Origin of the sequence: Variovorax sp. Root434, assembly GCF_001426595.1 — a bacterium.
In the GTDB taxonomy this organism is placed as follows: domain Bacteria; phylum Pseudomonadota; class Gammaproteobacteria; order Burkholderiales; family Burkholderiaceae_C; genus Variovorax.
The window spans coordinates 72132-97290 of sequence record NZ_LMEK01000012.1 but is presented as its reverse complement, the minus strand read 5'-3'; the positions used below and the strand labels follow the sequence as shown (position 1 = coordinate 97290).

Below are 25159 nucleotides of genomic sequence, written 5' to 3'. Positions count from 1 at the left end.
GACTCTTAAGCCGTTTAATAGTCATTTTATTGATGTCAAAAAGCAGCCTCAGCCTCTCGGCCCTGCCCTCGCAAACCGTCGAGCCCCTTGAAAGGCTTGGCCTGCGCCTGCGGGCGCACAGGGTCCATCGCGAATGGACGGTCGCCGAAATGGCCGAGCGGCTGCTGTGTTCACCCAACACCCTGCGAGCGCTCGAATCCGGCAAGCCCGGCACCAGCATCGGCCTGATGGCCCATGCGCTCTGGCTGTTCGGCGAAATCGATTCGCTCGACGGCGTGGCCCCGGCCCCCGCCGGGCTGGCCGCGAAGCGCCGAGTGCGCAGGCCGGCCACGCAAGGCGCTGCGGGTGTGATTGCGGAAGGTGAACGTGACTTCTGACAACGCCGACGTCGAGCGGCGCATCTACGTCGGCCTCGCGCACCACACCGGCGAACGGGTGCAGCCGGCCGGCTTGATGAAGGTTGTTCGCCGCGGCGTGGTGGAGTCGGGGGAATTCGCCTACGGCCGGCGTTATCTCGAAGATGCGGCGGCCGCGCCGCTCAACCCCGCGCACCTGCCGCTGCGCGATGCTCCCTTCGTGTTGGCCGAGCGCCGCATCCGCGAGGGCGGGGCCATGCCGCTCACGCTGCGCGATGCGCTGCCCGACAGCTGGGGCCGCAAGGTGCTTGAAATACGCCAAGGCAAGCCCCTCTCCGACATCGATGCATTGCTGCTGACCAACGAGGACCGCATTGGCGCGATGGTCTTCGCCGAATCGCTGCCCATCGAAAGCGAAGAGCCGCCTTCGACACTCCTGTCCCTGGAGGAACTCGCCGAAGCGTCCCGGCGTGTCGAAGCCGGCATGGAGATCGGCCCCGACATGCACCGGCTGCTGCGCGGCGGGAGCCTGGGCGGTGCGCGCCCCAAGGCAGCCTTTGCGAACGAGGGCCGGCGCTGCATCGCCAAGTTCGCATCGCGCGGTGACGACCATGACGTGGAGGTGATCGAAGCGGCCACGCTCTGGCTCGCCGGTGCCTGCGGCATCGAAGTCCCGCCCTTCCGGCTGCAGCCCATCGCTTCGGGGCACGCCTTGCTGGTCGAGCGCTTCGACCGGGCGGGGCCGGTGACCGGCGAGCGGCGCTTTCACTACCTCTCGGCTTCGGCACTGCTCGACGTGCCCTATGAATCGAGCCGAGGCAGCTACGTCGAACTGGCGCAGATGCTGCGGCGCATCTCCCGCCGGCCGCAAGAAGACCTGGCCCAACTGTTCCGCCGCCTGGTGTTCAACCTGGCGGTGGGCAACAGCGACGATCACGTCAAGAACCATGGCGCGCTGCGAGACGAAGACGGACGGTGGCGCTTGGCGCCTGCCTTCGATCTGGTGATGCAACTGGGCGGCCACACGGGCTACCAGGAGCTCGCCATTCTTCCGGGGCAGCACGCCTCGAGCCTCGACCTGGCCCGCGCTGCGGCTTCGCATTTCGGCCTGTCGGCGGCGCAGGCGGACGAAACGATCCGTGCCATCGGGGAGATCGTCGCCGTGCAGGCCGCGGCGAGCGTCGAGGCGGCAGGAGGCAAGCGCGAGCTCGTGCGCCGGGTGGCGGAGTTCATCGAACAGCAGCACGCACGCATCCGCGCCTAGGCGAACCGCCGGGCTGGCACGGCTGATGCGTAGATCGACGCGGAAGTGTCACGGGCGCCGCATACGCTCGGCGCCTCCCATCCACACCGCACAACAACAGGGAACGCATGCAACGCCGCCTCATTCTCCTTACCCCCCTCGCCACCGCGCTCGTCGCCACCGGCTGCGCCAGCCTCTCGCCCGCCAAGGGCTTGTCGCCCGGCCACTGGGACGCCTTCAACCGCGCGCAGATCGAAGGCCTGATCGCCGGCCTCGGCAAGGACAGCCCCTGCTACAACGCCGCCAAGCCGCCCTACGTCGTGTTCGACTGGGACAACACCAGCGTCTTCCTCGACATCGAGGAAGCCTCGCTGATCTACCAGCTCGAGAACCTGGTGTTCGGCGCCGCGCCCGCGCAGCTCGAGGTGGCATTGCGCAAGAACATCCCGAAGAAAGACTTCCTCCCGCCGTTCAACAACGCGGCCGGCGGGTCGGTCAACATCGACCTGGTGGTGCCCGACATCGTGGCCAGCTACACGTGGCTCTACCAGAACTACGCCGGCCTCAAGGGCAGCCAGCCGCTGGCGGCCGTGAAGCTGAATCCGCACTACATCGCGTTCACCACCAAGGTGCGCTATCTCTACGAAGCCATCGGCGACACCTTCGACCACGACACGGCCTACCCGTGGGTGACCTACCTTTTCGCCGGCATGACCGAGGCGCAGGTGCGCAAGCTCACGGCCGACACGGTGGCATGGCAGCTGAAGGAGCCGGTCGCCAAGGTCAAGTGGACTTCACCGGCCGCGTTGCCGGGCCGCGCGGGCGTGGTGTCGGTGAGCTGGAAGAACGGCCTGCGCCTGCAGCCCGAGATGCAGGCGCTGTACGCCGCCTTCCGCAACGCGGGCTTCGACGTGTGGGTGTGCTCGGCGTCGTTCGTCGATGTCATCAAGGAAATCTCGTCGAACCCCGCCTTCGGCTACAACAACCCGCCCGAGCGCGTGCTCGCGATGGAGCTGGAGCGCGATGCCAATGGCGTGATCCAGCCCGAGTTCCGCCGCGGCTACGACCAGACGCAGGGCCCGGGCAAGACGAAGAACATCCAGCGCTTCCTCGTCGCCAAGTACGGCTACGGCCCGAGCTTCGTGGCCGGCGACAGCGAAGGCGACCAGAACATGATGGCCGACTTCGCCGACACGAAGAAGGTGCTGATCGTGAACCGCCTGCGCGACCCGAAGACCGACATCGGCAAGTTCTCGGCCATGGCGGTGCAGAACTACGGCAAGGCCGACACGCGCTACCTGCTGCAGGGGCGCAACGACAACACCGGCGAGTGGGAGCCGTCGCAATTGCACACGCCGCTGGGCGCGACGCAGGGCAAGGCACTCAAGTAGGAGAAGGAGCGGTTCCACGTCTGCGGTGCGGCTTGCCTATGATGGCTCCATCAAAGCAACCCGCACCGGAGACAACATGGCCGCAGAGCGCTACCCCCTCGCCGAACTGAAAGACTTGCCCGAAGACATCCGCACCGCGATCCTCGCCGTGCAGGAAAAGGCGGGCTTCGTGCCCAACGTGTTCCTCGCCCTCGCGCGCCGGCCGGCCGAGTGGCGCGCCTTCTTCGCGTACCACGATGCGCTGATGCTCAAGGAAGAAGGCTCGCTCACCAAGGGCGACCGCGAGATGATCGTCACCACCACCAGCGCGGCCAACAAGTGCCTGTACTGCGTGGTGGCGCATGGGGCGCTGCTGCGCATCTACGAGAAAAAGCCGCTGGTGGCCGACCAGGTGGCCGTGAACTACCGCAAGGCCGACATCACGCCGCGCCAGCGCGCGATGCTCGACTTTGCGATGAAGGTCTGCGACCGCTCGCACGAGATCGACGACAGCGACTTCCCGCCGCTGCACGCGCACGGCTTCGACGACGAGGACATCTGGGACATCGCGGCCATCACCGCCTTCTTCGGCCTGAGCAACCGGCTGGCGAGCTTCAGCGGCATGCAGCCGAACAACGAGTTCTTCCTGATGGGGCGGTTGCCTCGGGAGAAGAAGGGAGCCTGATTTGATGCGGGGTCTGTTCGGGACGCGTGCACAGGCCACCGGGTACTCCCCTCCGCGAATGTCCCCCGCCTTCGGCTCCTCCTTTATTTCGCTGCGGGGAGCACCCGATGCCCTGACGATCACGCCGATGGGGTGCCTTGCGCAGCGAAATAAAGGAGGAGGCCGAAGGCCGGGGGACATTCGCGGAGCAAGGTACCCCGTCGGCGTGATCGCGCCCCGAATGCCCCCGACATCAACCGCAGGCAAGCCCCGAGAAAGCTCAGCCCTTCCCGCGGCAAGAAGCCAGCGCGTCCAGTGCCGGCTTGTAGGTAGGCGTGGCAACGTCCATCACGCCGAGCACCGTGTGGTACAGGTTGTCGTGCGTGAGCGGCGTGTCGAGCCCCGCCTCCATGCACGAACGCGAGAGCTTGCGCCGTTGGCTCATGCCTTCGCTGAACCACGTGACCATCGGCACGTGCTTCTGCGCCTCGGGCGCGAAGCTGTACGGCACGCCGTGCAGGAACAGGCCATATTCGCCGAGCGACTCGCCGTGGTCGCTCACGTACAGCATCGCCGGGTCGTACTGCTTCGATTGGGCCTTGAGCCAGTCGATGGTCTGGCCGAGGAAGCGGTCGGTCTGCACGATCGAGTTGTCGTACACGTTCATGAGCTCGGCGTGGCCGCACTCGGCCAGCGCATTGGTCTTGCACTCGGGCAGGAAGCGCTTCACGTCAGGCGCCGAGCGCTTGTAGTAGGCCGGGCCGTGGCTGCCCATCTGGTGCATCACCAGCACGACGCCCTTGGCGCGGCGCTCGGCCGGCAGCGCGGCAATGCGCTCGTCGAGGCCCTTGAGCATCACGTCGTCGAGGCATTCGTCGCCGTCGCACAGCGCCTTCTTGGTGGCGGCATCGAGGCCTTCGAAGGCCGAGGCGTTCGGCACGCGGACGCACACACCCTTGCAGCCGGCCTGGTTGTCCAGCCAGAAAACCGCCAGGCCCGCAGCCTGCAGCACGTCGACCAGCGTCTCGTAGTCGTCCTTGCGCGATTCGTAGCCTTCCTTGCCCAGCGGCGAGAACATGCACGGCACGGAGGCCAGCGTGTTGGTGCCGCAGGAACGCACCTCGCGGTAACTCAGCACACCGCGCCTGGCGAGCTCGGGCGTGGTGTCACGCGCATAGCCATTCAAGGCGAAGTGGTCGGCGCGCGCGGTTTCGCCCACCACCACCACGAACAGCGGTGGCTTGGTCTGGGCCGCGTAGCTGGCGCCCAGCGCCGTGCCGGCGGTGATCGGAATCAGCTTGCCGCTGCGCTTGAACAGCGGCTTGATGAACAGCGAGCCCGTGGAATAGAGCGTCGCGATGGGGTTCATCATGTAACGCAGATGAACGTTGTTGCGCATCAGCGGCGCCAGTTCGCGGTTCATGGACACCGCCGCGCCCAGCGCGACGAGCACCGACAGCAGCAGCAGCGCGGCGTTGCGCCAGAGCTTCGACAGAAAGCGCATCGGCGTGACGCGCACCCGCCACAGCAGCCAGGCCGCGGGCAGGACCACCACGCCGACGTTGAAGGCCATGCGCCAGCTCAGCAGGTCGCGCGCTTCGTTCGGATCGGTCTGCAGCGCGTTGGCGATCATGGTCGGGTCCATCACCACGCGGTACTGGAGCATGTAGTGCTGGACCACCGCGGCCAGCACGACCACGGCGAGCCACAGCGGCTTCATCCAGCGCGACCAGGCGGTCAGCGACAGCATGGCCGCCGACCCGCACAGCGTGAGCAGGCTCATGGCCACGATGGTGGACATGTAGGTGCTCGGCGCACCGCCGATGCGGGCCAGTTCGTTCCACAGCGGCCAGTTGGTCGTCAGTACGAGGTAAAGGCTGAGCCAAAGGACGAGCACGGCGGCCGAACGCGGCTGCTCCAACCACAGGTTGAAGCGCTCCCACGACGAGCCGGAGGCGGGTGAGTGCGGCGTTTTGGATTCAGAAGTGCTCGCCCGCTGCAGGGGTGCGGGCTCGATTCGCGAAACAGACATGCGGCGAATGTAGCGAGTCCGCCTGAAGCGAGCCTGAATTGCCCCTTCAGTCGGTGTTCAGGCTGGCCCGGCGCAGTCGCATCTTCGCGCGCCTGCGAGCCACGAGCGCGCCGGAAGCGGCCTGGCCCAGCGGCCGGCTGACGCCGCGCTCCACGATGATCGACACCACCGCGCCCAGCACTGCCGCCACGACGACATCGGAGGGGAAATGCAGGCCCAGGAACACCCGGCTCCACGCCACCACCACAGCCACCAGCAGCGCCGCCAGCATGGCTGCGCGGGAAGGCAAGCACCAGAGCGAAAAGGCGGCGGCAAAGGTTCCGGCCGCATGCAGGCTCGGAAAGCCAGGCCGCACGCCCTGCGGCACCCACTGGATGCCAAGGCCATAGAACGCGGGCCGGGGAACCGGCATCAGCGTGCGGATCATGTTCACGATCAGCCACACGGCCAGCACGCTCACCAGCACCGTGAACAGCGCATGGCGCCAGCGCCGGCTGAACAGCGCGCAGACCCCGATGGCGAGCGTCAGCAGGGCCGGCAGCAGGTTGGAGGAGAACTCGGCGACACGCAGGCTCCAGGCCGGCACCGAAGGGTCCGCGTTGATCAGCCTGAACAGTGCGAAATCAAGATCCTGCATGTGCGGGCATCGCCGGCTTCAGCGTGCGCGATTTGAAGCGAGTCACTGCCGCCTCGATGGCGAAGCCCACCACCCAGCAGACCCATGCGGTCCAGAGGGTGTGGCTCATGTAGTGGGCGCCGCGCAGTTGCTGCGACGCGCCCAGCACGAACCCCGCAACCAAGGACACCCCCAGCCAGATCGCCGCCGCACGGGGCGACACCCGGCGCAGCACGAAGTACCCGCCCACGTAGGCAAAGGCCGCAGACGCATGGCCGGCAGGGAAACACCCGCCCGGCCCGCCATCGTTGACGCCCCACGACCAGTGCGACACATACCGTGCAACGCCGCCGAACTCCTGCAGGTCCCACGGGCAACTGGTCTGGCTGGCATGCTTGAGCACGCTGACGGCGATTACAGAGGCCAGCACCGTGAGCGCCAGCTGGGCGCGCCCCCCGGTGCTCAGGCGGCGCAGGAAGCCGAACGGCCACCGGATCGCGGCGAACAGCGCGACCACGAGCGCCCAGCTCAGATTGCGGGCGCCCTCATGCATCACGTGAACCATGAAAGGGTTGTCGCGCAAGGGAAAACCCGCGTGCGAACCTGCCATGCGCGCCAGCGCCAGATCTGCCCCCGTCGCGTCCCATGCCATCAATGCAACCAGTGCAAAAAGGGTCAGCACCCCCAGGCGAAATAGCGGGAAACGTGTCATGAACAAAGGCAGGACTGAAAAACAGACCCGAGCCTACGTTCGCGGAATGAACCCAGCCTGAAGCAAGATGAACCGAACCTGACTGGCAGGCCCCGTGCAACCGGGCAGCGCTAGACTTCATTTTTTGTTGGAAGGACATGGCGTGCGCATATTGCTGGTCGAAGATGACACTGCGTTGGCAGATGCCGTCTGCAGCTACCTGCTGGCCAAGGCCTTCGTGGTCGACGTGGCTTCGAGCCTGGCCGACGCCCGCGGCGCCCTGCTTTCGGTGCAATACGCGGCTGTGCTGCTCGACCTGCACCTGGGCGACGGCGACGGCCTCTCGCTGCTGCCGCAGGTGCGCGCCCTGCCCGAGCGCCCCATCGTCATCGTGCTGACGGCACGCGACCAGGTGACCGACCGCATCCGCGGCCTGGATGCCGGCGCCGACGACTACCTCATCAAGCCCTACGACCCGGCCGAGCTGCTGGCGCGCCTGCGCGCGGTCGAGCGCCGCCGCAGCGCGAGCAGCGCGCCGGTGCTGCAGCTGGGCACGCTGGAGATCGACCTGGCACACGACATGGTGCGCAAGGACGGCTCGCCGATCACGCTGACGCAGAAGGAATGGGCGCTGCTGCGCGTCATGGCCACGCGCCCCGAGCGCATCCACACGCGCGAGAACCTTGCCGACGCGCTCTACGGCTTCGGCGACGAGGCCGACAGCAACACGCTCGAGGTCTTCATCAGCCGCCTGCGCCGCAAGCTCGGGCGCAACCACATCCAGACGCTGCGCGGCCTCGGCTATCGCCTGTCGTTCTCGGCGGACGACGACGAATGAGCCTGAACAAGCTCGTGGCCGGCCGCGACACGCTCGCGGGCCGGCTGACCCGCACGCTGATCCTCTGGGTCGGCGGCGTGTGGCTGCTGTGCGTGTTCGCCGTGGTCTGGTATGTGGACCGCGAGATCAACCACAACTTCGACAACGAAATGGTCGAGGTTTCGCACCGCATGTTCGCGATGGCCGTGCAGGAACTGGAAAAGCTGCAGCAACCCAGCCAGGAGCCGCCGCGCGAACCGCTGATCGCGCCCAAGCAGCTGTTTTCCGAGGACGCGGTGATCTACCAGATCGTCGACCTGCACGAACACGTGTTGCTGCGCTCCGCCGAAGCGCCCGCGGACACCTTCGACGTGCCGCTGGCCGCCGGCTTCGCGAACAACCCGAGCTGGCGCATCTACACCGTGCGCCATCCGACACTGGGCCTGTTCTTCCAGGTGGCGGACCCGCTCGACGAACGCCGCCACGCCCTGAACCGCACGCTCTTCGGCCTGATCATTCCGCTCGGCGCGGTGCTGCCGCTGCTCGCGCTGGTGTTGCGCAACGTGGCGCGCGCCGAGCTGCGGGCGCTGCAGGAGCTGGCCGGTGAGATCGAGAAACGCAGCGGCGCCGACCTGAGCCCGATCGCCCTGCCCGGCCTGCCGAGGGAGCTGCGCACCGTCGGCGACCACGTCAACCGGCTGCTGGAGCGCCTGTCGCACTCGCTCGACGTGGAGCGCGCCCTGGCGGCCAACGCCGCGCACGAACTGCGAACACCGCTTGCCGCCGCCCGCCTGCGGCTGCAGACCGCGCTCGAGCACGACCTGCAGCGCAACGATGTACAGGCCGCGCTCGATGCGCTGCGCACCCTCAGCCACCGCACCGAGAAGCTGCTGCAGCTGTCGCGCGCGGAATCGGGCGCCTCGCTCACACGCACGCGGGTCGACCTGGTGCAGCTCGCCGGCGCCGTGGCGCAGGACTTCTGGCAAGACCCGCAGAACACCGAGCGCCTCGTGCTCAAGGTGCCCGACAGCGCCACGCCGCTGGCCCTCGGCGACGTCGACGCGCTCGCGATCGCGCTGCGCAACCTGGTGGAGAACGCGCTGCGCTACGGGGGTGGCCGCGTCGTCGTCGAGGTGACGGCGCCCTGCACCCTAGCCGTGCGGGACTTCGGCCCCGGCGTGAACCCCGCGCAGCTCGAAACCCTGCGCGAGCGCCATGTGCGCCACAGCTCCGACCGCGCCGGCTACGGCCTGGGCATCTCGATCGTGGGCACCATCGTCGAGAAGCACGGCGCGAGGCTCGAACTCTCGTCGCCGCCGGCGGCCGCGGCGCATGGCTTCGAGGCTCGCATCGTGCTGCAGCCGGCCTGAGTTGCGTCAGCGGCTCCTGCTCAGTCGCTCACCAGCGTGCGCAGCCAGTCGGGCAGCGCCAGCGCCTTCTGCTTCGGGAAATCGACCCAGATGGTGGTTGCGCCGCCGGCCGCGCAGACCACGTCGGGCGCGTCTTCGCGGACCATGGTGGCCCAGCTTTCGAAGGTGGTGCGCCCCGGGTCGCTCACGTACATCTTGATCCGCACGTTGCCCGGGTATTCAATCTGCCGGTAGAAGTTGCAGAAGGCGTTGACGATCACCATGCCCTCGCCGCCCGGCGTGGGCTCGACACCGATCGAGCGGATCCAGTCGATGCGCGCGGTTTCGAGATAGCGAAAGTAGGTGCCGTTGTTCAGGTGGCCCATGGCGTCCATGTCGCCCCAGCGGATGGGGATCGACATTTCGTACACGAGCTTCTTCTTTTCGGGGATTTCGATTCTCATCGGTGGGCCTTGATGGATGCGAGGATGCCCAGGACGAACAGCAAGGCCGCCAGCCATTCGGTGGCCAGCGGCCAGCGGCCGTCCCAGAGGAAGGAATAGAGCAATGCGAACAGCGTCTCGCTCACGATCAGCTGGCCGCACAGGCTCGCAGACAGCCGCTGGCTCGCGACGTTCCAAAGGATGGTCGCGAGCCACGACGAACCGAAGCCGCTCGCCAGCGCGATCCAGATGAACAGCATGCCGTCGGGCTGCGACTGCAGCGTGGCGACATCGCTGCCCGCCGCCGCCCACAGCAGCAAGGCCCCGAGGCCGGTGGCAATGCCGAGCCAGTTGGCCCAGTCGGCCGCGTGCACCTCGCGGTGCCGCTGCAGCCAGGCAGCGTTGAGCAGGCCGTAGACCGTCCAGCTCACCATCGAGCACAGCGCCAGCGCAATGCCCCCGCCGAAGCGCGCGCCATCGACCCCGCCCGCGCCGCCGTGCGCCGACCAGGCGCCCCAGATCATGAGTGCCATGCCCGCGCCCGTGAGCAGCAGGCCGGGCAGCAAGGCCCGCATGTGCAGGCCCGCGGGCCGGCCCAGCAGCATCATCCAGACGGGGATCGTGCCGATGACGAGGCTCGGCACCTCGGTACCGGCCGCCGCGATGCCGAAGGCCAGCAGCAGGTAGTAGCCGCTGAAGCCCAGCACGCTGAGCCCCAGCGCCGCGAGCGCCTGCCGACCGTTCGGCCAGCGCACGGCGGCCGGCCGCGCGAACACCGCAAGCCCCGAGACCGCGCCGAACACAAGAAAGCGCGCAGCGGTGATGTCGACCATGCCGAAGTGGCCCACCATGCGCGGCGCCACGAACACCAGCCCCCAGAGCGCACCCGCGCCCAGGCCGGCGGCAATGCCGGTCCAGGCCCGCGGACTCAGAGCGCGAACCCGTCGTCGGCCGCAATGACGGCACCGTTCACGAAATGGCTCTCGCCGCTGGCCAGCAGCACGATCAGGCCGTCGAGGTCCTCGGGCTTGCCCACGCGCTTGCGCGGCAGCATGCTGACCAGCCTGGCGCCTGCCTCGGTGGTCCAGTGCTCCTCGTTGAGTTCGGTCGCGATGTAGCCTGGGCACAGCGCGTTCACGTTGATGCCGAAGCGGCCCCACTCGAGCGCCATGGCCTTGGTCATCTGCACCACCGCAGCCTTGCTCATGCAATACGTGCCGATCTGCGGCATGACCTTGAGCGCCGCCGACGAGGCGATGTTGATGATCCGCCCGCCGATGTAGGTGCCCGGTGCCGTGCCCGTGGCGCGCGCCAGCATGCGCTTGCCGACTTCCTGCGCGACGAAGAAGGAGCCCTTCACGTTGGTGTCGAAGATGTAATCGTAGTCGTCGGTCGTCACGTCCTGCAGGCGCTGCGTGGTGCTCACGCCCGAGTTGTTGACCAGGATGTCGATGGGGCCGACCTCGGTTTCGGCGCGTGCGACCGCGGCCTTGATGCTGCCGATGTCGGTCACGTCGAGCTCGACCACGTGGGCGTCGCCGCCCTCGCCTTCGATGCGTGCGCGCAGCTCCTTGAGCTTCTCGACGCGGCGGCTGGCCAGCACCACGGCGGCACCGGCACGGGCGAGGGTTTTCGCGAACTGGGCGCCGAGCCCGCTGGAGGCGCCGGTGACGAAGGCCACGCGGCCGGAAAGATCGATGCTGTAAGCCATGAACTGGATCCTGTGGAGTCGCGCAGGTGACGAAACAGACCCGGCCGCGAGTGACACGGACCGCCCGTGGACGCCGCATAAAATGCCCCGCGCCTCGAAAAATCATTATCGACCCAACCCACATGACCCACGACGAAATCCTCGCCCAGTTCGGCCCTCGCGAAGCCATGGAATACGACGTGGTCGTGGTCGGCGGCGGCCCGGCCGGCCTCTCGACCGCGATCCGGCTCAAGCAGTTGGCCGCGCAGCACGAGAAGGAGATCTCGGTCGTGGTGCTCGAAAAGGGCTCGGAGCCCGGCGCGCACATCCTCTCTGGCGCCATCATGGACCCGCGCGCGCTCAACGAGCTGCTGCCCGACTGGGAGGAACTCGGCGCGCCGCTCAACCAGCCCGTGACCGACGACGCGATGGTGTTCCTCGGCGAGAAGTCGGGACTGCGCACCCCTAACCTGTTCCTGCCGGCCTGCTTCCAGAACCACGGCAACTACATCATCAGCCTCGGCGCCTTCACCAAGTGGCTGGCGCAGCAGGCCGAGAACATGGGCGTCGAAATCTTCCCGGGCTTCCCCGCGGCGGAAGTGCTCTACAACGAAGACGGTTCGGTGCGCGGCGTGGCCACCGGCAACATGGGCGTAGGCAAAGATGGCGAGCCCACCGAGAACTTCCAGCTCGGCATGGAGCTGCTGGGCAAGTACACCGTGTTCGCCGAAGGCGCGCGCGGCCACCTCGGCCGCCAGCTCATCGCGAAGTACAAGCTCGACGCCGGCAAGGACCCGCAGACCTACGGCCTCGGCGTGAAGGAAGTGTGGGAGATCGACCCCAAGCGCCACCAGCCCGGCTTCGTGCTGCACACGGCCGGCTGGCCGATGAAGAGCGACACCTACGGCGGCGCCTTCCTCTATCACATGGAGGACAACAAGGTCACCATGGGCTTCATCACGGGCCTGGACTACAGCAACCCCTACCTGAGCCCCTTTGAGGAAATGCAGCGCTGGAAGCTGCACCCCAACATCCGCTGGTACCTCGAAGGCGACGAGGCCAAGGGCATCAAGCCGGCCAAGCGCATCGGCTACGGCGCGCGCGCCATCACGGCCGGCGGCCTGATGTCGCTGCCCAAGACGGTGTTCCCGGGCGGCGCGCTGGTCGGCTGCGAAGCCGGCTACCTCAACGTGAGCCGCATCAAGGGCAGCCATGCCGCCATCAAGACCGGCATGCTGTGCGCCGAAGCCGCTTTCGAGGCGGTGCAGGCCGGCCGCCAGCACGACGAACTCACGGCCTACCCGGCCGCGTTCGAGAAGAGCTGGCTCTACACCGAGCTGAACAAGGCGCGCAATTTCAAGGCCTGGTTCAAGAAGGGCCTGGGTATCGCGACCTTCATGAACGGCGTCGAGCAATGGCTGCTCAAGGGCCACATTCCATGGACGCTGCGCCGCAACAAGCCCGACCACCTCTACCTGAAGCCCGCTTCGGAGTGCAAGCCCATCGTCTATCCGAAGCCGGACGGCAAGCTCACCTTCGACCGCCTCTCCAGCGTGTTCATCAGCAACACCAACCATGAAGAGCAGCAGCCGGCCCACCTGACGCTGAAGGACGCGACGGTGCCGGTCAACATCAACCTCGCCAAGTTCGCCGGCCCCGAGAGCCGCTACTGCCCGGCCGGCGTGTACGAGTTCGTGGGCACCGAGGACGGCAAGCAGCGCCTGCAGATCAATGCGCAGAACTGCGTGCACTGCAAGACCTGCGACATCAAGGACCCGACGCAGAACATCGTGTGGGTCACGCCTGAGGGCGGCGGCGGGCCGAACTACGTGGGGATGTAAGGCCTCCTTGCCTTGTCGGCGAGCCCTCTTCGGAGGGCTTTTTCATTTCCGCTCCCCGCTGCGCTTCGTGTTGCCGGAGCGTCGCGTATTCTGGCGGCTCACAGGAGACAAAACCCATGCACATCGTCATTACCGGCGGCGCCGGTTTTCTGGGCGCTCGCCTCGCCCGCACGCTGCTGAAGCAAGGCAGCCTTTCGCTAGCGGGCACGCCGGCCCGGCCGATCGAGCGCATCACGCTGGTCGACCGCGTGGGCGCGCCCGCCGACCTCGCGTCCGATGCGCGCATCGCCACCGTGACGGGCGATCTCAACGCGCAACTCTCGCCCAGTGCAGACGCGACCGTCTGGCGCGAAGCCGATGCCATCTTCCACCTGGCCGCAGCCGTGAGCGGCGAGTGCGAGGCCGACTTCGACCTCGGCATGCGCAGCAACTTCGCAGCCACGCACGCGTTGCTCGAACGGGTGCGTGCGCTCGGCACGAAGCCGGTGCTGGTGTTCGCCAGCTCGCTCGCGGTGTTCGGCGACTCGCCTGAGCAGCCGCTGCCGAAGGTCATCGAAGACCACACGCTGCCCACGCCGCAGACCAGCTACGGCATCCAGAAATTCATCGGCGAACAGCTGGTGGCCGACTTCACGCGCAAGGGCTTCGTGCGCGGGCGCAGCGTGCGGCTCATGACGGTGAGCGTGCGCCCGGGCAAGCCCAACGGCGCGGCCTCGGGCTTCTTCAGCGGCATGATCCGCGAGCCGCTGGCCGGCCTGCGCGCGGCCTGCCCCGTGCCCGATTCGACGCCTGTCGCCATCGCGTCACCGGCGCGCACCATCGAGGGCATCATCCGCGCCGCCGAGGCGAGCGACGCGCAGTGGGGTCCGCGCACCGCGCTCAACCTGCCGTCGCTGTCCACCACCGTCGGCGAGATGGCCGCGGCGCTGGAGCGTGTGGCCGGCAAGGCGGCCATCGCCCTGCTCGATCGCACGCCCGACCCGACGATCATGCGCATCGTGAAGACCTGGCCCGGGCGCATCGAAACGGCGCGTGCGAAGGCGCTGGGCCTGTCGGCGGACCAGAGCTTCGAGACCGTCATCCGCGAGTACGTCCGTGAAAATCCCGACGCGGTGAAGCTCCCCGGTGTTGCATAGTCGAGGTCAAGCGCGCCTGACGCGCTCCTGACCCCAACTCCCCGGAGACACCATGAAATTCGGCCCCATCGCCGCCGCCTGCCTTTCGCTCGCCCTGAGTTCGGTCGCCTTCGCGCAGACGACCATGAAGATCAGCATCTCGACGGCACAGAACTCCCACCAGGGCGTGGCCATCGACACCTTCGCCAAGGAAGTCGAGAAGCGCACGGGGGGCCGCTACAAGGTGCAGACCTTCTACAACGGTTCGCTGGGCGGCGAGCGCGAGTCGATCGAGGCGGTGCAGCTGGGCACGCAGGAACTGGCCTTCTCCTCGACCGGCCCGGTGCCCAACTTCGTGCCCGAGACCAAGATCCTCGACGTGCCCTTCCTGTTCCGCGACAAGGCCCATGCGCGCGCCGTGCTCGACGGCCCCATCGGACAGGACCTGCTGACCAAGTTCGACGCCAAGGGCTTCAAGGCGCTGGCCTGGGCCGAGAACGGCTTTCGCCACATGACCAACAGCAAGCGCGACGTGAAGGCCCCCGAAGACCTCAAGGGCCTGAAGATGCGCACGATGGAGAACCCGGTGCACATCGCGGCCTACAAGGGCTTCGGCATCATCACCACGCCGATGGCCTTCCCCGAGGTGTTCACCGCGCTGCAGCAGGGCACGGTCGACGGCCAGGAAAACCCGCTGCCGGTCATCATCTCGGCCAAGTTCGACCAGGTGCAGAAGCACCTGTCGCTCACGGGCCACGTCTACTCGCCCTGCATCTTCCTGATGAACAAGGCGAGCTTCGACAAGCTCAGCGCCGCCGACAAGCAGGCCTTCCTCGACGCCGCCAAGGAAGGCACCAAGGCCAACCGCGCGCGTGTCGACGAGGACGACGCCAAAGGCGTGGCCGACCTGCGCGCCAAGGGCATGACCGTGATCGACAACGTCGACAAGGCCAAGTTCGTTGCCGCGCTGGCACCGGTGAACGCCCAGTTCGAGAAGGAATTCGGCAAGGCGAATCTCGACAAGATCCGCGACTACAAGTGAAAGAAAAATTCCTCGGCATCGAGCGCTGGACCACCGGCGTCTCGATGGTCCTGGCCTGCGTGATGCTGGTCATTGCATCGGCCCTGGGCGTGTTCCAGATCATCACCCGCTTCGTGCTTGAGCAGCCGGCCGAATGGAGCGAGATCTTGATCCGCGTGAGCCTCATCTGGATGGTGTTCCTCGGCATTCCGATGGCGTTCCGCCAGGGCGCGATGGTGAGCGTGGACGTGCTCTACCGCTGGAGCCCGCCGCGTGTGCGCCGCGTGCTCGACGCGGTGGTGAGCATTGCGGCGCTGGCCCTCATGCTCGTCATCCTCTGGTGGGGCTGGGACTATGCGATGCGCGGGCGCGTGCAATCGATGGCCGGGCTCGAGAGCCTCTCCATGATGTGGTCCTACCTGGCGCTGCCGGTCGGCTCGCTGTTCTGCCTGTTCGGCATCGTCGGCAATTTTCTCGATCCCAAGCGGCTCGAACTGGAGACCGCGCAATGAGTGTCGTGATGGTTGCAACGATGGTGGTGTGCTTCGCACTGTCGATCTCGGTGGCGGTGTCCATCGGGCTGGCGTCGATCCTGGGCATCCAGGTGGCCAACGCCAACATGCTGATCTCCGTGAAGGAGATGTTCAACGCGATCAACAAGTTTCCGCTGGCGGCCATCCCGTTCTTCATCCTGGCCGGCAACCTGATGGAAACCGGCGGCATCTCCCGCCGGCTGGTCGAGTTCGCCAAGAGCATCGTGGGCGGCGTGCAGGGCGGCCTGCCCATGACCTGCGTGCTCACCTGCATGATCTTCGCGGCGGTGTCGGGCTCGTCGGTGGCCACCACCTTCGCGATCGGCGCCATCCTGATCCCGGCGCTCATCAAGCACGGCTACCCCACGGCGTACGCGGCGGCGCTGCAGGCCACCAGCGCCGAGCTGGGCGTGATCATCCCGCCCTCGATCCCGATGATCCTCTACGGCGTGAGCGCCGAGGTGTCCATCGGCGAGCTGTTCATCGCGGGTTTCGGCCCCGGCATTCTCATCAGCGTGGCGCTGATGCTGTTCGTCTGGGCATTCTGCAAGTGGAAGGGCTGGGGCAAGAACGACGGCGACGGCCGCATGCCCTTCGGCCGCGCGCTGTGGCAGGCCGGCTGGGCGCTGCTGATGCCCGTCATCATCCTGGGCGGCATCTACGGCGGCATCTTCACGCCGACCGAGGCCTCGGCGGTGGCGGTGTTCTACGCGCTGGTGGTGGGCATACTGATCTACCGCGAGATCAAGCTGCAGGACCTGTACGCGGTCCTGCGCAAGTCGGTGCTGTCGTCGGCGGTGATCATGTTCATCATCGCCAACGCGGGGTTGTTCGCGTTCCTGATCACGCGCGCGGGCGTACCCGACGCCATCGGCCACTGGCTGCAGGAAGTCCTGAAGTCGCCGGCGATGTTCCTGCTGGGCGTGAATGCGGCGCTGTTCGTCATCGGCATGTTCATCGAGACCAGTGCGGCCATCATCGTGCTCGCGCCGATCCTGGCGCCGGTGGCGGTGCACTTCGGCATCGACCCGGTGCACTTCGGGCTGATCATGGTGGTCAACCTCGCGCTGGGCATGATCACGCCGCCCTTCGGCGTGAACCTGTTCGCGGCCTGTACGGTGGCCCGCATCTCGCTCGATCGGATCGTGAAATACCTGGTGCCCTTCGTGCTGGTGATCCTGGCCTGCCTGATGGTGATCACCTACGTGCCGTGGATCTCGCTCGCGCTGCGGGACCTGGTCTATACCAAGTAGCCGAGGCACGGTCCACGCCGGGCAGCGCGCCAGGCGTGCGGCGGACACGCGGGCCGGCCGGGGCGGCCATTGGCCCTGCGAGGAAAACGGGTAATAAAGATGTCACCGCTTGCAACGATGCTGTGCCCATCGATTCCCCAAAGCTGTGGCTGCCATGTTTCCCACCAAGACCGACAAGGCGCGCGACGAACTCCAGGGCGGACAGCGCACGCTCAGCCAGCGCGAGCGCGCCCTGCTGCTGATGGCCGACGGCCGGCGCTCGCTGACCGACTTCAGCGCGCTGTTCCCCGACCGGCATGAAGCCGAGTTGGCGATCCGGGCGCTGATCCAGAGGGGCTATCTGCAGGGCCTGCAAGCCGCGGGCGCACCGGCACCCGCCCAGCCCGCGCCGATCCCCGCCGACGAACCGATCCGCCTCCCCACCTCGGCCGACACCTTCGACGGCAAGCGCTCGCTGGCCACCACGCGCATGTTCCTGTTCGACATCTGCGAGCGCATGTTCGTGCGGCGCGACCCGAAGTTCGCGCTGCAGATGCGCGACGCGCTGCGCGAGGCGCGCGACCGCGAGGCGATGCTGACCATCGCCGCGCTGATGCTGACCGAGATCGAGAAAACCGCCGGTGTGGAGCGGGCCGAATCGCTGCGCGAGCGCATCGACCGGCTGCTGCCGCCGGCCGAAATCGTTCATTGAAGAGCGCACCACGGGCGCGAACGCAGCCTGTGACACCATCGCGAGGTGAACTCCGCCCCTGAAAAACCGCCCCTGTCCGAACGGCTTCGCGCCTGGGCCCGGCGCGTCAAGCGCGACGGCGTCACGCTGTGGTTCGCGGGCAGGCATGCATCCACCCCGTGGTATGCCAAGGCACTGGGCATGTTCGTGGTCGCCTACGCGCTCAGCCCGATCGATCTCATTCCCGACTTCATCCCGGTCCTGGGCTACCTGGACGACGTTCTCCTGCTGCCGGGGCTGATCTGGCTTGCGATCCGGATGATTCCGCCGCCGGTGCTCGCGGAGTGCCGCCGGCAAGCCGACGACTGGATGCAGAAGTCGGGCGCCAGGCCGACCAGCCGGTATGGCGCCGCGCTTGTCGTGGCTGTGTGGATCGCGGTCGGCGTCGCGGCGTGGCGCCTGTGGTCGCGATAGGGACGAGGGGCAAGTCCGGGGCTGCGGGCTGCGCGATCCACTACACTCGCCGGGTCAGGAGAGAGCCCCGCATGCCGGGGCCGCCGAAGGCGCAGGGGATTCCCGAACGCTCAGGCAAAAGGACTGACAAGGCACTGGTGAACACCGGTGTTTCCTTGCTGGAGAGAGGCCGTTGCCAAGCAACGGCCCACCGAAGGAGCAAACCCCGATCGTGGGGCGAATCTCTCAGGTAAAGCGGACAGCAGGGGTGGCCCATGGCGTTGCAGCCATGGATTTCGACTGCCCCTTTGGAGTGCCCCGTGGCTGCTTCTTCCGCTCCCTCCGACGCCCCTCTTCTCAAGACGCCGCTGTACGACCTCCATCTGGAGCTCGGCGCCCGCATGGTGCCTTTCGCCGGCTATTCGATGCCCGTGCAATACCCCGCCGGCCTGATGGCCGAGCACAAGCACACGCGCGATGCGGCCGGCCTGTTCGACATTTCCCACATGGGACAGCTGCGCCTCGTCGGGCCCGATGCGGCAGCCGCCTTCGAAACCCTGATGCCCGTCGACGTGATCGACCTGCCAGCCGGCAAGCAGCGCTACGGCCTGCTGATCAACGACGAGGGCGGCATCCTCGACGACCTGATGTTCTTCAACGAAGGCCACGACTCGATCTTCGTGATCGTGAATGGGGCCTGCAAGGTGGCCGACATCGCGCACATCCAGCAGAAGATCGGCGCCCGCTGCGACGTGCAGCCCCTGCCCGATCACGCCCTGCTCGCACTGCAAGGCCCGCAGGCCGCCGCCACGCTGGCGCGGCTGTCGCCCGGCGTCGAGCGCTTCGTGTTCATGACGGGCGGAGCGGTGCAGATCGGCGGCATTCCCGCCTTCGTCACCCGCAGCGGCTATACCGGCGAGGACGGCTTCGAGATCTCGGTGGCCGCCAAGGACGCCGACGCCCTCGCCCGCCTGCTGCTGGCCCAGCCCGAGGTCAAGCCCATCGGCCTGGGCGCGCGCAATTCGCTGCGGCTCGAGGCCGGCCTTTGCCTGTACGGCCACGACATCGACACCACCACCACGCCGGTCGAGGCCTCGCTCAACTGGGCGATGCAGAAGGTGCGTCGCACCGGCGGCGCGCGCGAAGGCGGCTTTCCGGGCGCCGCGAAGATCCTGGCGCAGCTCACCGCATCCACCGTGGGCGCGGCAGGCCACACCGACCACGACACGCTGAAGCGCAAGCGCGTGGGCCTCGTTGCCCTCGAACGCATTCCGGTGCGCGACGGCACGGTGCTGCAATCGTTCGAAGGCCAGGACATCGGCCTCGTCACCAGCGGCCTGCTCGGCCCCACCGCCGACCGCTGCATCGCCATGGGCTACGTGGCCACCGCCTTCGCCGAGCCGGGCACGCGCATCCAGGCCATCGTGCGCGGAAAGCCGGTGCCGATGGAAGTCTCGACCATGCCTTTCGTGCCCACCCGCTACTACCGCGGCTAGGCTACGCACCCCGATCATCATTTTTTCCACGAGGAGTTTTTCACATGAGCATCAAGTACACCAAGGACCATGAATGGGTCTCGGCCGAAGGCGGCGCGGCCACCGTCGGCATCACCGTGCACGCGCAGGACGCGCTGGGCGATGTGGTGTTCGTCGACCTGCCCGAAGTCGGCAAGACCTTTGCCCAGGGCGAAGTCGCCGGCGTCGTCGAATCGGTCAAGGCCGCGGCCGACGTGTTCATGCCCGTGTCGGGCGAGATCACCGAAGTGAACGAAGCGCTGCGCGCCGACCCCTCGCTCGCCAACAGCGACCCGCTGGCCGGCGGCTGGTTCTTCAAGGTCAAGCTGAGCGAGCCGGCGCAGCTCGACGCGCTGCTCGATGCGGCCTCGTACGACAAGTTCGCCGCCGAGTCTTGATGCGCTGCTGAATACGGACCACCGCTCCCGCCCCTTCCGCCCTACTTCCCCGCCATGTCAAGCCACGCCCTCCCCTCCCTGCAACAACTAGAGAACGCCGAAGAATTCCTCGCCCGCCACATCGGCATCGATGCGGCGGACGAGGCGCGCATGCTGCCCGTGATCGGCTCGGAGACGCGGGCTGAGCTCATCGACGGCATCGTGCCCGCGGCCATTCGCCGCGCGAAGCCGATGCGGCTGCCCGCACCGGCGACCGAAGCCGATGCGCTGGCCGAGCTGAAGGTGATGGCGTCGAAGAACAAGGTGTTCCGCAACTTCATCGGCCAGGGCTACTACGGCACGCACACGCCGGGCGTCATCTTGCGCAACGTGCTCGAGAACCCCGCCTGGTACACCGCCTACACGCCCTACCAGGCCGAGATTTCGCAGGGCCGCATGGAAGCCCTGCTCAACTTCCAGACGATGGTGTGCGACCTCACGGGCATGGCCATCGCCAACGCGTCGATGCTCGACGAAGCCACGGCCGCGGCCGAAGCCATGACGCTCGCCAAGCGCAGCGTCAAGAGCAAGAGCAACGTGTTCCTGGTGTCGGGCGACTGCCATCCGCAGACCATCGAAGTCATCAGGACTCGCGCCGCGCCGCTGGGCATCGAGGTGAAGGTGAGCACCGTGTCGGAAACGCTGCCGCACCTGATGGTGAGCGGCGAATTCTTCGGCGTGCTTGCGCAATACCCCGCCACCACCGGCCACGTGCACGACCTGCGCCCGCTCGCGGGCCACGCGCACCAGTGCGACGCCGCCCTGATCGTCGCGGCCGACCTGCTGGCGCTGACGCTGCTGGTCGCGCCCGGCGAGTTCGACGCCGACATCGTCTGCGGCACCACGCAGCGCTTCGGCATGCCGCTGTGCAACGGCGGCCCGCACGCCGCGTACCTGGCCTGCCGCGATTCGTTCAAGCGCTCGCTGCCGGGCCGCCTGGTCGGCGTGAGCGTCGACACGCACGGCCAGCCCGCCTACCGACTCGCGCTGCAGACGCGCGAGCAGCACATCCGCCGCGAGAAGGCCACCTCCAACATCTGCACCGCGCAAGTGCTGCCGGCTGTGGTGGCCAGCATGTACGCCGTGTATCACGGGCCCGACGGGCTCACGCGCATCGCGCAGCGCGTGGCGGCGCTCACGGCCATCCTCGCCCGGGGCCTGTCGCAGATGGGCCGCGAGCCGGTCAACAGCACCGCCTTCGACTCGCTGACCATCCGCACCGGCGACGACACGGCCGCGATCATCGAGCGCGCACAGGCCGGCGGCGTCAACCTGCGCCAGCGCCTGCAGCAGCACCTGGGCATCTCGCTCGACGAGACCACCACGCGCACCGACATCGAGACGCTGTGGGCGCTGTTCGTGCCCGCCGGCACGCCGATGCCGCGCTTCGACGACCTGGCCGCCAACACCGTGCCGCTCATTCCCGAAGACCTGCGCCGCACCAGCGCCTTTCTCACGCACCCGGTGTTCAACACCCACAAGAGCGAGACCGCGATGCTGCGCTACATCCGCAGCCTGTCGGACAAGGACCTGGCGCTCGACCGCAGCATGATCCCGCTGGGCAGCTGCACCATGAAGCTCAACGCGACCAGCGAGATGATCCCCATCACCTGGCCCGAGTTCGCCAACATCCACCCCTTCGCACCGGCCGAGCAGCAGCAGGGCTATGCGCAGCTCGACGCGCAGCTGCGCGCATGGCTGTGCGAAGCCACCGGCTACGCCGGCATCAGCCTGCAGCCCAACGCCGGCTCGCAGGGCGAGTACGCGGGCCTGCTGGCCATCAAGTCCTTCCATGAGGCCAAGGGCCAAGGCCACCGCAACATCTGCCTGATTCCGTCGTCGGCGCACGGCACCAACCCGGCCAGCGCGCAGATGGTGGGCCTGCAGGTGGTGGTGACGGCCTGCGACGCGCAGGGCAACGTCGACATGGACGACCTGAAGCGCGCCTGCGAGAAGCACAGCGCCAACCTGGCCGCCGTGATGATCACCTACCCCAGCACGCACGGCGTGTTCGAAACGCGCGTGAAGGAACTGTGCGAGCTCGTGCACGAGCACGGCGGGCGCGTGTACGTCGACGGCGCCAACATGAACGCACTGGTCGGCGTGGCCGCGCCGGGCGAGTTCGGCGGCGATGTGAGCCACCTGAACCTGCACAAGACCTTCTGCATTCCACACGGTGGCGGCGGCCCGGGCGTGGGCCCGGTCTGCGTGGTCGAAGACCTCGTGCCGTACCTGCCGGGCCATGCGACGGCCGGCGTCGCATCGAACGGCGTCGGTGCGGTTTCCGCAGCGCCGCTCGGCAATGCGGCGGTGCTACCGATCAGCTGGATGTACTGCCGCATGATGGGCGCGAAGGGCCTGCAGGCCGCGACCGAAACGGCCATCCTCAGCGCCAACTACATCAGCGCGCGCCTGAAGGACCACTACCCGACGCTGTACGCGAGCCCCAACGGCCACGTCGCGCACGAGTGCATCCTCGACCTGCGCCCGCTCAAGGACACCAGCGGCGTCACCGCCGAGGACGTGGCCAAGCGCCTGATCGACTACGGCTTCCACGCGCCCACGCTGAGCTTCCCGGTGCCGGGCACGCTGATGGTCGAGCCGACCGAGAGCGAGCCGCTGGCCGAGCTCGACCGCTTCGTCGATGCGATGATCGCCATCCGCGGCGAGATCCGCCGCATCGAGGAAGGCGTCTGGCCGAAGGACGACAACCCGCTCAAGCACGCGCCGCACACGGCTGCGAGCCTGCTCGGCACCGAGTGGCCGCATCCCTACTCGCGCGAACTGGGCGCGTTCCCGCTGGCCGAGCTCAAGCAGGCCAAGTACTGGCCGCCGATCGGTCGCGTCGACAACGTGTACGGCGACCGCAACCTGTTCTGCAGCTGCGTGCCGGTGGGCGAATACCAGGAAACCGAAGAGGCCTGAGAAGGCCCGCAGGCGGGGTCAGCCGCGCCGCGCCGCGGCGCCCTTCTTCGGTGGGGATTCGCGGCGATAGATGGCCCACTTCACGGTCAGGATGTCCGCGGCGATCTTGGCCGCATTGACGCCCGCATAGGCCTCGGACGGGTTGAACTGGAATGCCTCCTGGTATCGCTTGACCTGCGCGTAGTCCTGGTCGAAGGTCATCGGGCCCATGAGTTCGGCAGGATCAGTGCCCGCGGGAAGCGCGAGGAATTTCTCCGGATCGGTGGCACTCTGGTAGAGGTCGACGCTCATCGGGTTCATACGTTTGTCCTCGAGATCTTGGTCTTGGGAACAAATCATCTGCGGCATCCGCGCGGCATGCAATCGGTCCGCGCCTACACGGCGCACCGTGCGGGTCAGGGTTGTTTCTTCTTCGCCAGGCCCGCCGTGGCAATTTGCTCGCGAAAACCGCGCAGGCTGGCCTTCAGCCTGCGTTCGTTTTCGAGCCCCACGCGCACCATGATCTTCTGGCCGGAAGAGAGCGACTCCAACTGCGAATCGGCGTATTCGTAGCGCACCCAGGGCCGCTGCGAAGGAACATTGCCCTTCACCTCGACCAACCGCACCTGCACCGGGCCGGCGGGCTCCGGCGCCTGCAGCAGGTGGTCGATCACGGCAATGAGCCGGTCGTTGAAGTAGCGCCCCGGATAGCCCAGTTCTTCATAGGCTTGCTGGAACAGCGGGTAGAGCCGGGCATACGTCTTGGCCGCCTTCGCAGGATCGACCGATTCGGCAAACAGCACGATGGCGTTGTAGCGCGCGGCGTTGTTGGGCGCGATGACCTGTTTCTCGCCCTGCCCTGCGGTGATGAAGCGCTGCCTGGCCGGCTGCACCGGCCAAGCGCTCGCGGGCGCCTGCTCGCGCGCGAGGTTGTCGACCGTTGCCACGAAGCGGCGCACGACGCCGTCGAACTTCAGGAAGTCGGCCACGTTCTTGCTGCCGAGCAGGTCCACGAGCGCCTTCATCACGCGCGTATCGGAATCGGTGACGGTCGGCAGCCCCGTGTCGGGCACGGCAATCGCGTCGATGGGGTTGCGCGGCTCCAGGGACTCGGGCGCGGGTGCGGGTGCCGGTGCGGGCGCGAGCCCGTCGTTCGGCGCCGCGGCCACCGGCGGAGCCTCGGGTAGCTGTTGCTGCTGCTGATACCAGCGCCAGCCGACGAAGGCCGTCCCGAGCAACACCAGCATGAAGGCGACGATGGCGCCTATGGGCATTTCGCGGCGTGGCCGGAATTCGGGGGAATCGTCCCCGGAGCCGGGGGTATCTCGGTCGGACATGGCGGCACTTTCCTTCTGCTAAGGCTGTGTGTGATGCGGAGAGACCGGTCATGTTGCACCAATCGGGCGCTCCATGGCACCGCGGCCGCGTAACGCCCTGTGTCGCCCCGTGCCGTGCAGGCCGCGCGGTCAGGCCGCGTCCGCGGGCCCGCTCAGCGATTGCAGCCAGGCAATCGACCCCTGCAGCTCGGCCGGGCGGATCTCGTGCGCGCCCGGAAAGTCCGAGCCCGACAGCGCCAGCGGCAGGCCGCGCGCCAGCTCGCGCGTGGCCTGCGCGGCGCTCGGCGGAATCACGTTGTCGGCGCTGCCATGGCTCACCCACAGCGCCTTGCCCTCGAAGGCCTCCGGCGGCGCGATGTGCGGCACCACCTGCGAGAGCAGCCGGCTGTGCCACACCATCGCGGCACGCACGCTCTGCGGCTTGGTGAGCAGCTGCGACAGCGACATGATGCCGCCCTGGCTGAAGCCGCCGACCACCACGCGTTCGGCCGGCACGCCGAGCTGCTGCGAGGCCGAGGCGATCATCTCGCCGACGAGGAAGCGGCTTTCGCGCTCCTGCTCTTCGTTGATCTGCCGCTCGCCGTTCGGCAGTACCTGGAACTCGAACCACGCGTAGGCGCCGGGCGACAGCACATACGGTGCGCGCAGGCTCAGCACGTGGAACTGCGGCGGCATCAGCCGCGCGAGGCCGAACAGGTCCTGCTCGTTGCTGCCGACGCCATGCATGAGCACCAGCAGCCAGGGTTCGCGGGCCTCCGGCCGGGCCGCGTGTTCGAGGAATTTGAGGGGCAAGTGAAGTTGAGGCATCAA

25 protein-coding genes and 2 riboswitches are annotated in these 25159 nt (G+C 67.5%); of the genes, 16 read left to right on the top strand and 9 right to left on the bottom strand.

Annotated features, from left to right (window positions below; translation table 11 throughout):
* Positions 1-32 precede the first annotated feature (32 nt).
* From ASD05_RS11055 to ASD05_RS11040, 4 genes are all read left to right on the top strand, one after another.
* Positions 33-377, top strand: coding sequence for a helix-turn-helix transcriptional regulator (locus ASD05_RS11055; RefSeq protein ID WP_056591764.1), 345 nt, complete (start codon positions 33-35; stop codon positions 375-377).
* A complete protein-coding gene (locus ASD05_RS11050; RefSeq protein ID WP_056594256.1) occupies positions 367-1620 on the top strand; it encodes a type II toxin-antitoxin system HipA family toxin in 1254 nt (417 codons plus the stop codon). Before ASD05_RS11055 ends, ASD05_RS11050 begins: the two co-directional genes overlap by 11 nt.
* A gap of 107 nt (positions 1621-1727) precedes the next feature.
* Positions 1728-2990, top strand: a complete 1263-nt coding sequence (locus ASD05_RS11045; RefSeq protein WP_056591761.1) for an HAD family hydrolase — start codon at positions 1728-1730, stop codon at positions 2988-2990.
* A 76-nt stretch (positions 2991-3066) separates the two neighbouring features.
* Positions 3067-3654 carry a peroxidase-related enzyme gene (locus tag ASD05_RS11040; protein WP_056591758.1) on the top strand — a complete coding sequence of 196 codons (588 nt, stop codon included), beginning with the start codon at positions 3067-3069 and terminating at the stop codon, positions 3652-3654.
* 259 nt (positions 3655-3913) lie between these two features.
* Here ASD05_RS11040 and ASD05_RS11035 read toward each other — a convergent pair whose 3' ends face one another.
* From ASD05_RS11035 to ASD05_RS11025, 3 genes are read right to left on the bottom strand one after another with little or no spacing between them, the layout of a single operon-like run.
* Positions 3914-5665, bottom strand: coding sequence for a phosphoethanolamine transferase (locus tag ASD05_RS11035; RefSeq protein WP_056591756.1), 1752 nt, complete (start codon positions 5663-5665; stop codon positions 3914-3916).
* 46 nt (positions 5666-5711) lie between these two features.
* Positions 5712-6302, bottom strand: a complete 591-nt coding sequence (locus ASD05_RS11030) for a phosphatase PAP2 family protein (protein WP_056591753.1) — start codon at positions 6300-6302, stop codon at positions 5712-5714.
* Positions 6289-6993 carry a phosphatase PAP2 family protein gene (locus ASD05_RS11025; RefSeq protein ID WP_056594252.1) on the bottom strand — a complete coding sequence of 235 codons (705 nt, stop codon included), beginning with the start codon at positions 6991-6993 and terminating at the stop codon, positions 6289-6291. The genes ASD05_RS11030 and ASD05_RS11025 overlap by 14 nt, the downstream gene beginning before the upstream one ends.
* 142 nt (positions 6994-7135) lie before the next feature.
* On the opposite strand from ASD05_RS11025, the gene ASD05_RS11020 reads away from it, so the two are divergent.
* Together ASD05_RS11020 and ASD05_RS11015 are read left to right on the top strand one after the other, a co-directional pair.
* On the top strand, positions 7136-7810 hold the full coding sequence (locus ASD05_RS11020; RefSeq protein ID WP_056594249.1) for a response regulator transcription factor: 675 nt from the start codon (positions 7136-7138) through the stop codon (positions 7808-7810).
* A complete protein-coding gene (locus ASD05_RS11015) occupies positions 7807-9159 on the top strand; it encodes a sensor histidine kinase (protein WP_056591750.1) in 1353 nt (450 codons plus the stop codon). Before ASD05_RS11020 ends, ASD05_RS11015 begins: the two co-directional genes overlap by 4 nt.
* Positions 9160-9179: 20 nt before the next feature.
* On the opposite strand, the gene ASD05_RS11010 is transcribed toward ASD05_RS11015, so the two are convergent.
* Genes ASD05_RS11010 through ASD05_RS11000 form a run of 3 tightly spaced genes read right to left on the bottom strand, consistent with a single transcriptional unit; the run spans position 9180 to position 11292 of the window.
* Positions 9180-9602 carry an acyl-CoA thioesterase gene (locus tag ASD05_RS11010; protein ID WP_056591747.1) on the bottom strand — a complete coding sequence of 141 codons (423 nt, stop codon included), beginning with the start codon at positions 9600-9602 and terminating at the stop codon, positions 9180-9182.
* Positions 9599-10489 carry a DMT family transporter gene (locus ASD05_RS11005; protein WP_157610113.1) on the bottom strand — a complete coding sequence of 297 codons (891 nt, stop codon included), beginning with the start codon at positions 10487-10489 and terminating at the stop codon, positions 9599-9601. The genes ASD05_RS11010 and ASD05_RS11005 overlap by 4 nt, the downstream gene beginning before the upstream one ends.
* A gap of 20 nt (positions 10490-10509) precedes the next feature.
* Positions 10510-11292, bottom strand: coding sequence for an SDR family oxidoreductase (locus tag ASD05_RS11000; protein ID WP_056591741.1), 783 nt, complete (start codon positions 11290-11292; stop codon positions 10510-10512).
* A 122-nt stretch (positions 11293-11414) separates the two neighbouring features.
* Here ASD05_RS11000 and ASD05_RS10995 point away from each other — a divergent pair, with 122 nt between their 5' ends.
* The 10 genes from ASD05_RS10995 (at position 11415) to gcvP (ending at position 23033) form a co-directional block, all read left to right on the top strand.
* Positions 11415-13112, top strand: coding sequence for an electron transfer flavoprotein-ubiquinone oxidoreductase (locus ASD05_RS10995; RefSeq protein ID WP_056591738.1), 1698 nt, complete (start codon positions 11415-11417; stop codon positions 13110-13112).
* A 116-nt stretch (positions 13113-13228) separates the two neighbouring features.
* Positions 13229-14248: a D-erythronate dehydrogenase gene (gene denD / locus ASD05_RS10990; RefSeq protein WP_056591735.1), complete on the top strand. Its 1020-nt coding sequence runs from the start codon at positions 13229-13231 to the stop codon at positions 14246-14248.
* 52 nt (positions 14249-14300) lie between these two features.
* Complete coding sequence (locus ASD05_RS10985) at positions 14301-15269, top strand: TRAP transporter substrate-binding protein (RefSeq protein WP_056522366.1); 969 nt, start codon at positions 14301-14303, stop codon at positions 15267-15269.
* Positions 15266-15760, top strand: coding sequence for a TRAP transporter small permease (locus ASD05_RS10980; RefSeq protein WP_056522364.1), 495 nt, complete (start codon positions 15266-15268; stop codon positions 15758-15760). The genes ASD05_RS10985 and ASD05_RS10980 overlap by 4 nt, the downstream gene beginning before the upstream one ends.
* A complete protein-coding gene (locus tag ASD05_RS10975; protein WP_056591732.1) occupies positions 15757-17034 on the top strand; it encodes a TRAP transporter large permease in 1278 nt (425 codons plus the stop codon). Before ASD05_RS10980 ends, ASD05_RS10975 begins: the two co-directional genes overlap by 4 nt.
* 154 nt (positions 17035-17188) lie before the next feature.
* The gene (locus ASD05_RS10970) at positions 17189-17725 is read left to right on the top strand and encodes a hypothetical protein (protein ID WP_056591729.1); all 537 of its coding nucleotides are present in this window, start codon (positions 17189-17191) and stop codon (positions 17723-17725) included.
* A gap of 45 nt (positions 17726-17770) precedes the next feature.
* Positions 17771-18178 (top strand): YkvA family protein, encoded by a 408-nt coding sequence (locus tag ASD05_RS10965; protein ID WP_200955418.1) that lies wholly within the window; start codon positions 17771-17773, stop codon positions 18176-18178.
* 45 nt (positions 18179-18223) lie between these two features.
* Positions 18224-18314, top strand: a riboswitch (glycine riboswitch).
* A gap of 12 nt (positions 18315-18326) precedes the next feature.
* Positions 18327-18430, top strand: a riboswitch (glycine riboswitch).
* A gap of 47 nt (positions 18431-18477) precedes the next feature.
* Entirely contained in the window at positions 18478-19653 is a 1176-nt protein-coding gene (gcvT, locus tag ASD05_RS10960; RefSeq protein WP_056591726.1) for a glycine cleavage system aminomethyltransferase GcvT, read from the top strand.
* A 44-nt stretch (positions 19654-19697) separates the two neighbouring features.
* Entirely contained in the window at positions 19698-20069 is a 372-nt protein-coding gene (gcvH, locus tag ASD05_RS10955) for a glycine cleavage system protein GcvH (RefSeq protein ID WP_007834443.1), read from the top strand.
* A 54-nt stretch (positions 20070-20123) separates the two neighbouring features.
* On the top strand, positions 20124-23033 hold the full coding sequence (gene gcvP, locus ASD05_RS10950) for an aminomethyl-transferring glycine dehydrogenase (RefSeq protein ID WP_056591724.1): 2910 nt from the start codon (positions 20124-20126) through the stop codon (positions 23031-23033).
* An 18-nt stretch (positions 23034-23051) separates the two neighbouring features.
* Here the strand turns inward: gcvP and ASD05_RS10945 are convergent, their stop codons facing one another.
* From ASD05_RS10945 to ASD05_RS10935, 3 genes are all read right to left on the bottom strand, one after another.
* Positions 23052-23333 (bottom strand): hypothetical protein, encoded by a 282-nt coding sequence (locus tag ASD05_RS10945; RefSeq protein ID WP_056591722.1) that lies wholly within the window; start codon positions 23331-23333, stop codon positions 23052-23054.
* 95 nt (positions 23334-23428) lie between these two features.
* Positions 23429-24349, bottom strand: a complete 921-nt coding sequence (locus tag ASD05_RS10940) for a DUF3014 domain-containing protein (protein ID WP_056591719.1) — start codon at positions 24347-24349, stop codon at positions 23429-23431.
* Positions 24350-24478: 129 nt separating this feature from the next.
* Positions 24479-25156, bottom strand: coding sequence for an alpha/beta hydrolase (locus ASD05_RS10935; protein WP_056591716.1), 678 nt, complete (start codon positions 25154-25156; stop codon positions 24479-24481).
* Positions 25157-25159 lie beyond the last annotated feature (3 nt).

Excerpts from the sequence above, each read along its gene's own strand:
- ASD05_RS10970 (WP_056591729.1), top strand. The coding sequence starts at position 17,189 with ATGTTTCCCACCAAGACCGACAAGGCGCGCGACGAACTCCAGGGCGGA.
- ASD05_RS11045 (WP_056591761.1), top strand. The coding sequence starts at position 1,728 with ATGCAACGCCGCCTCATTCTCCTTACCCCCCTCGCCACCGCGCTCGTC.
- ASD05_RS11055 (WP_056591764.1), top strand. The coding sequence starts at position 33 with ATGTCAAAAAGCAGCCTCAGCCTCTCGGCCCTGCCCTCGCAAACCGTC.
- ASD05_RS10945 (WP_056591722.1), bottom strand. The coding sequence starts at position 23,333 with ATGAACCCGATGAGCGTCGACCTCTACCAGAGTGCCACCGATCCGGAG.
- ASD05_RS11025 (WP_056594252.1), bottom strand. The coding sequence starts at position 6,993 with ATGACACGTTTCCCGCTATTTCGCCTGGGGGTGCTGACCCTTTTTGCA.
- ASD05_RS11000 (WP_056591741.1), bottom strand. The coding sequence starts at position 11,292 with ATGGCTTACAGCATCGATCTTTCCGGCCGCGTGGCCTTCGTCACCGGC.
- ASD05_RS11015 (WP_056591750.1), top strand. The coding sequence starts at position 7,807 with ATGAGCCTGAACAAGCTCGTGGCCGGCCGCGACACGCTCGCGGGCCGG.
- ASD05_RS10935 (WP_056591716.1), bottom strand. The coding sequence starts at position 25,156 with ATGCCTCAACTTCACTTGCCCCTCAAATTCCTCGAACACGCGGCCCGG.
- ASD05_RS11035 (WP_056591756.1), bottom strand. The coding sequence starts at position 5,665 with ATGTCTGTTTCGCGAATCGAGCCCGCACCCCTGCAGCGGGCGAGCACT.
- ASD05_RS10995 (WP_056591738.1), top strand. The coding sequence starts at position 11,415 with ATGACCCACGACGAAATCCTCGCCCAGTTCGGCCCTCGCGAAGCCATG.
- ASD05_RS10985 (WP_056522366.1), top strand. The coding sequence starts at position 14,301 with ATGAAATTCGGCCCCATCGCCGCCGCCTGCCTTTCGCTCGCCCTGAGT.
- ASD05_RS10940 (WP_056591719.1), bottom strand. The coding sequence starts at position 24,349 with ATGTCCGACCGAGATACCCCCGGCTCCGGGGACGATTCCCCCGAATTC.
- gcvH (WP_007834443.1), top strand. The coding sequence starts at position 19,698 with ATGAGCATCAAGTACACCAAGGACCATGAATGGGTCTCGGCCGAAGGC.
- ASD05_RS11030 (WP_056591753.1), bottom strand. The coding sequence starts at position 6,302 with ATGCAGGATCTTGATTTCGCACTGTTCAGGCTGATCAACGCGGACCCT.
- denD (WP_056591735.1), top strand. The coding sequence starts at position 13,229 with ATGCACATCGTCATTACCGGCGGCGCCGGTTTTCTGGGCGCTCGCCTC.
- ASD05_RS10975 (WP_056591732.1), top strand. The coding sequence starts at position 15,757 with ATGAGTGTCGTGATGGTTGCAACGATGGTGGTGTGCTTCGCACTGTCG.
- ASD05_RS11010 (WP_056591747.1), bottom strand. The coding sequence starts at position 9,602 with ATGAGAATCGAAATCCCCGAAAAGAAGAAGCTCGTGTACGAAATGTCG.
- ASD05_RS11040 (WP_056591758.1), top strand. The coding sequence starts at position 3,067 with ATGGCCGCAGAGCGCTACCCCCTCGCCGAACTGAAAGACTTGCCCGAA.
- gcvP (WP_056591724.1), top strand. The coding sequence starts at position 20,124 with ATGTCAAGCCACGCCCTCCCCTCCCTGCAACAACTAGAGAACGCCGAA.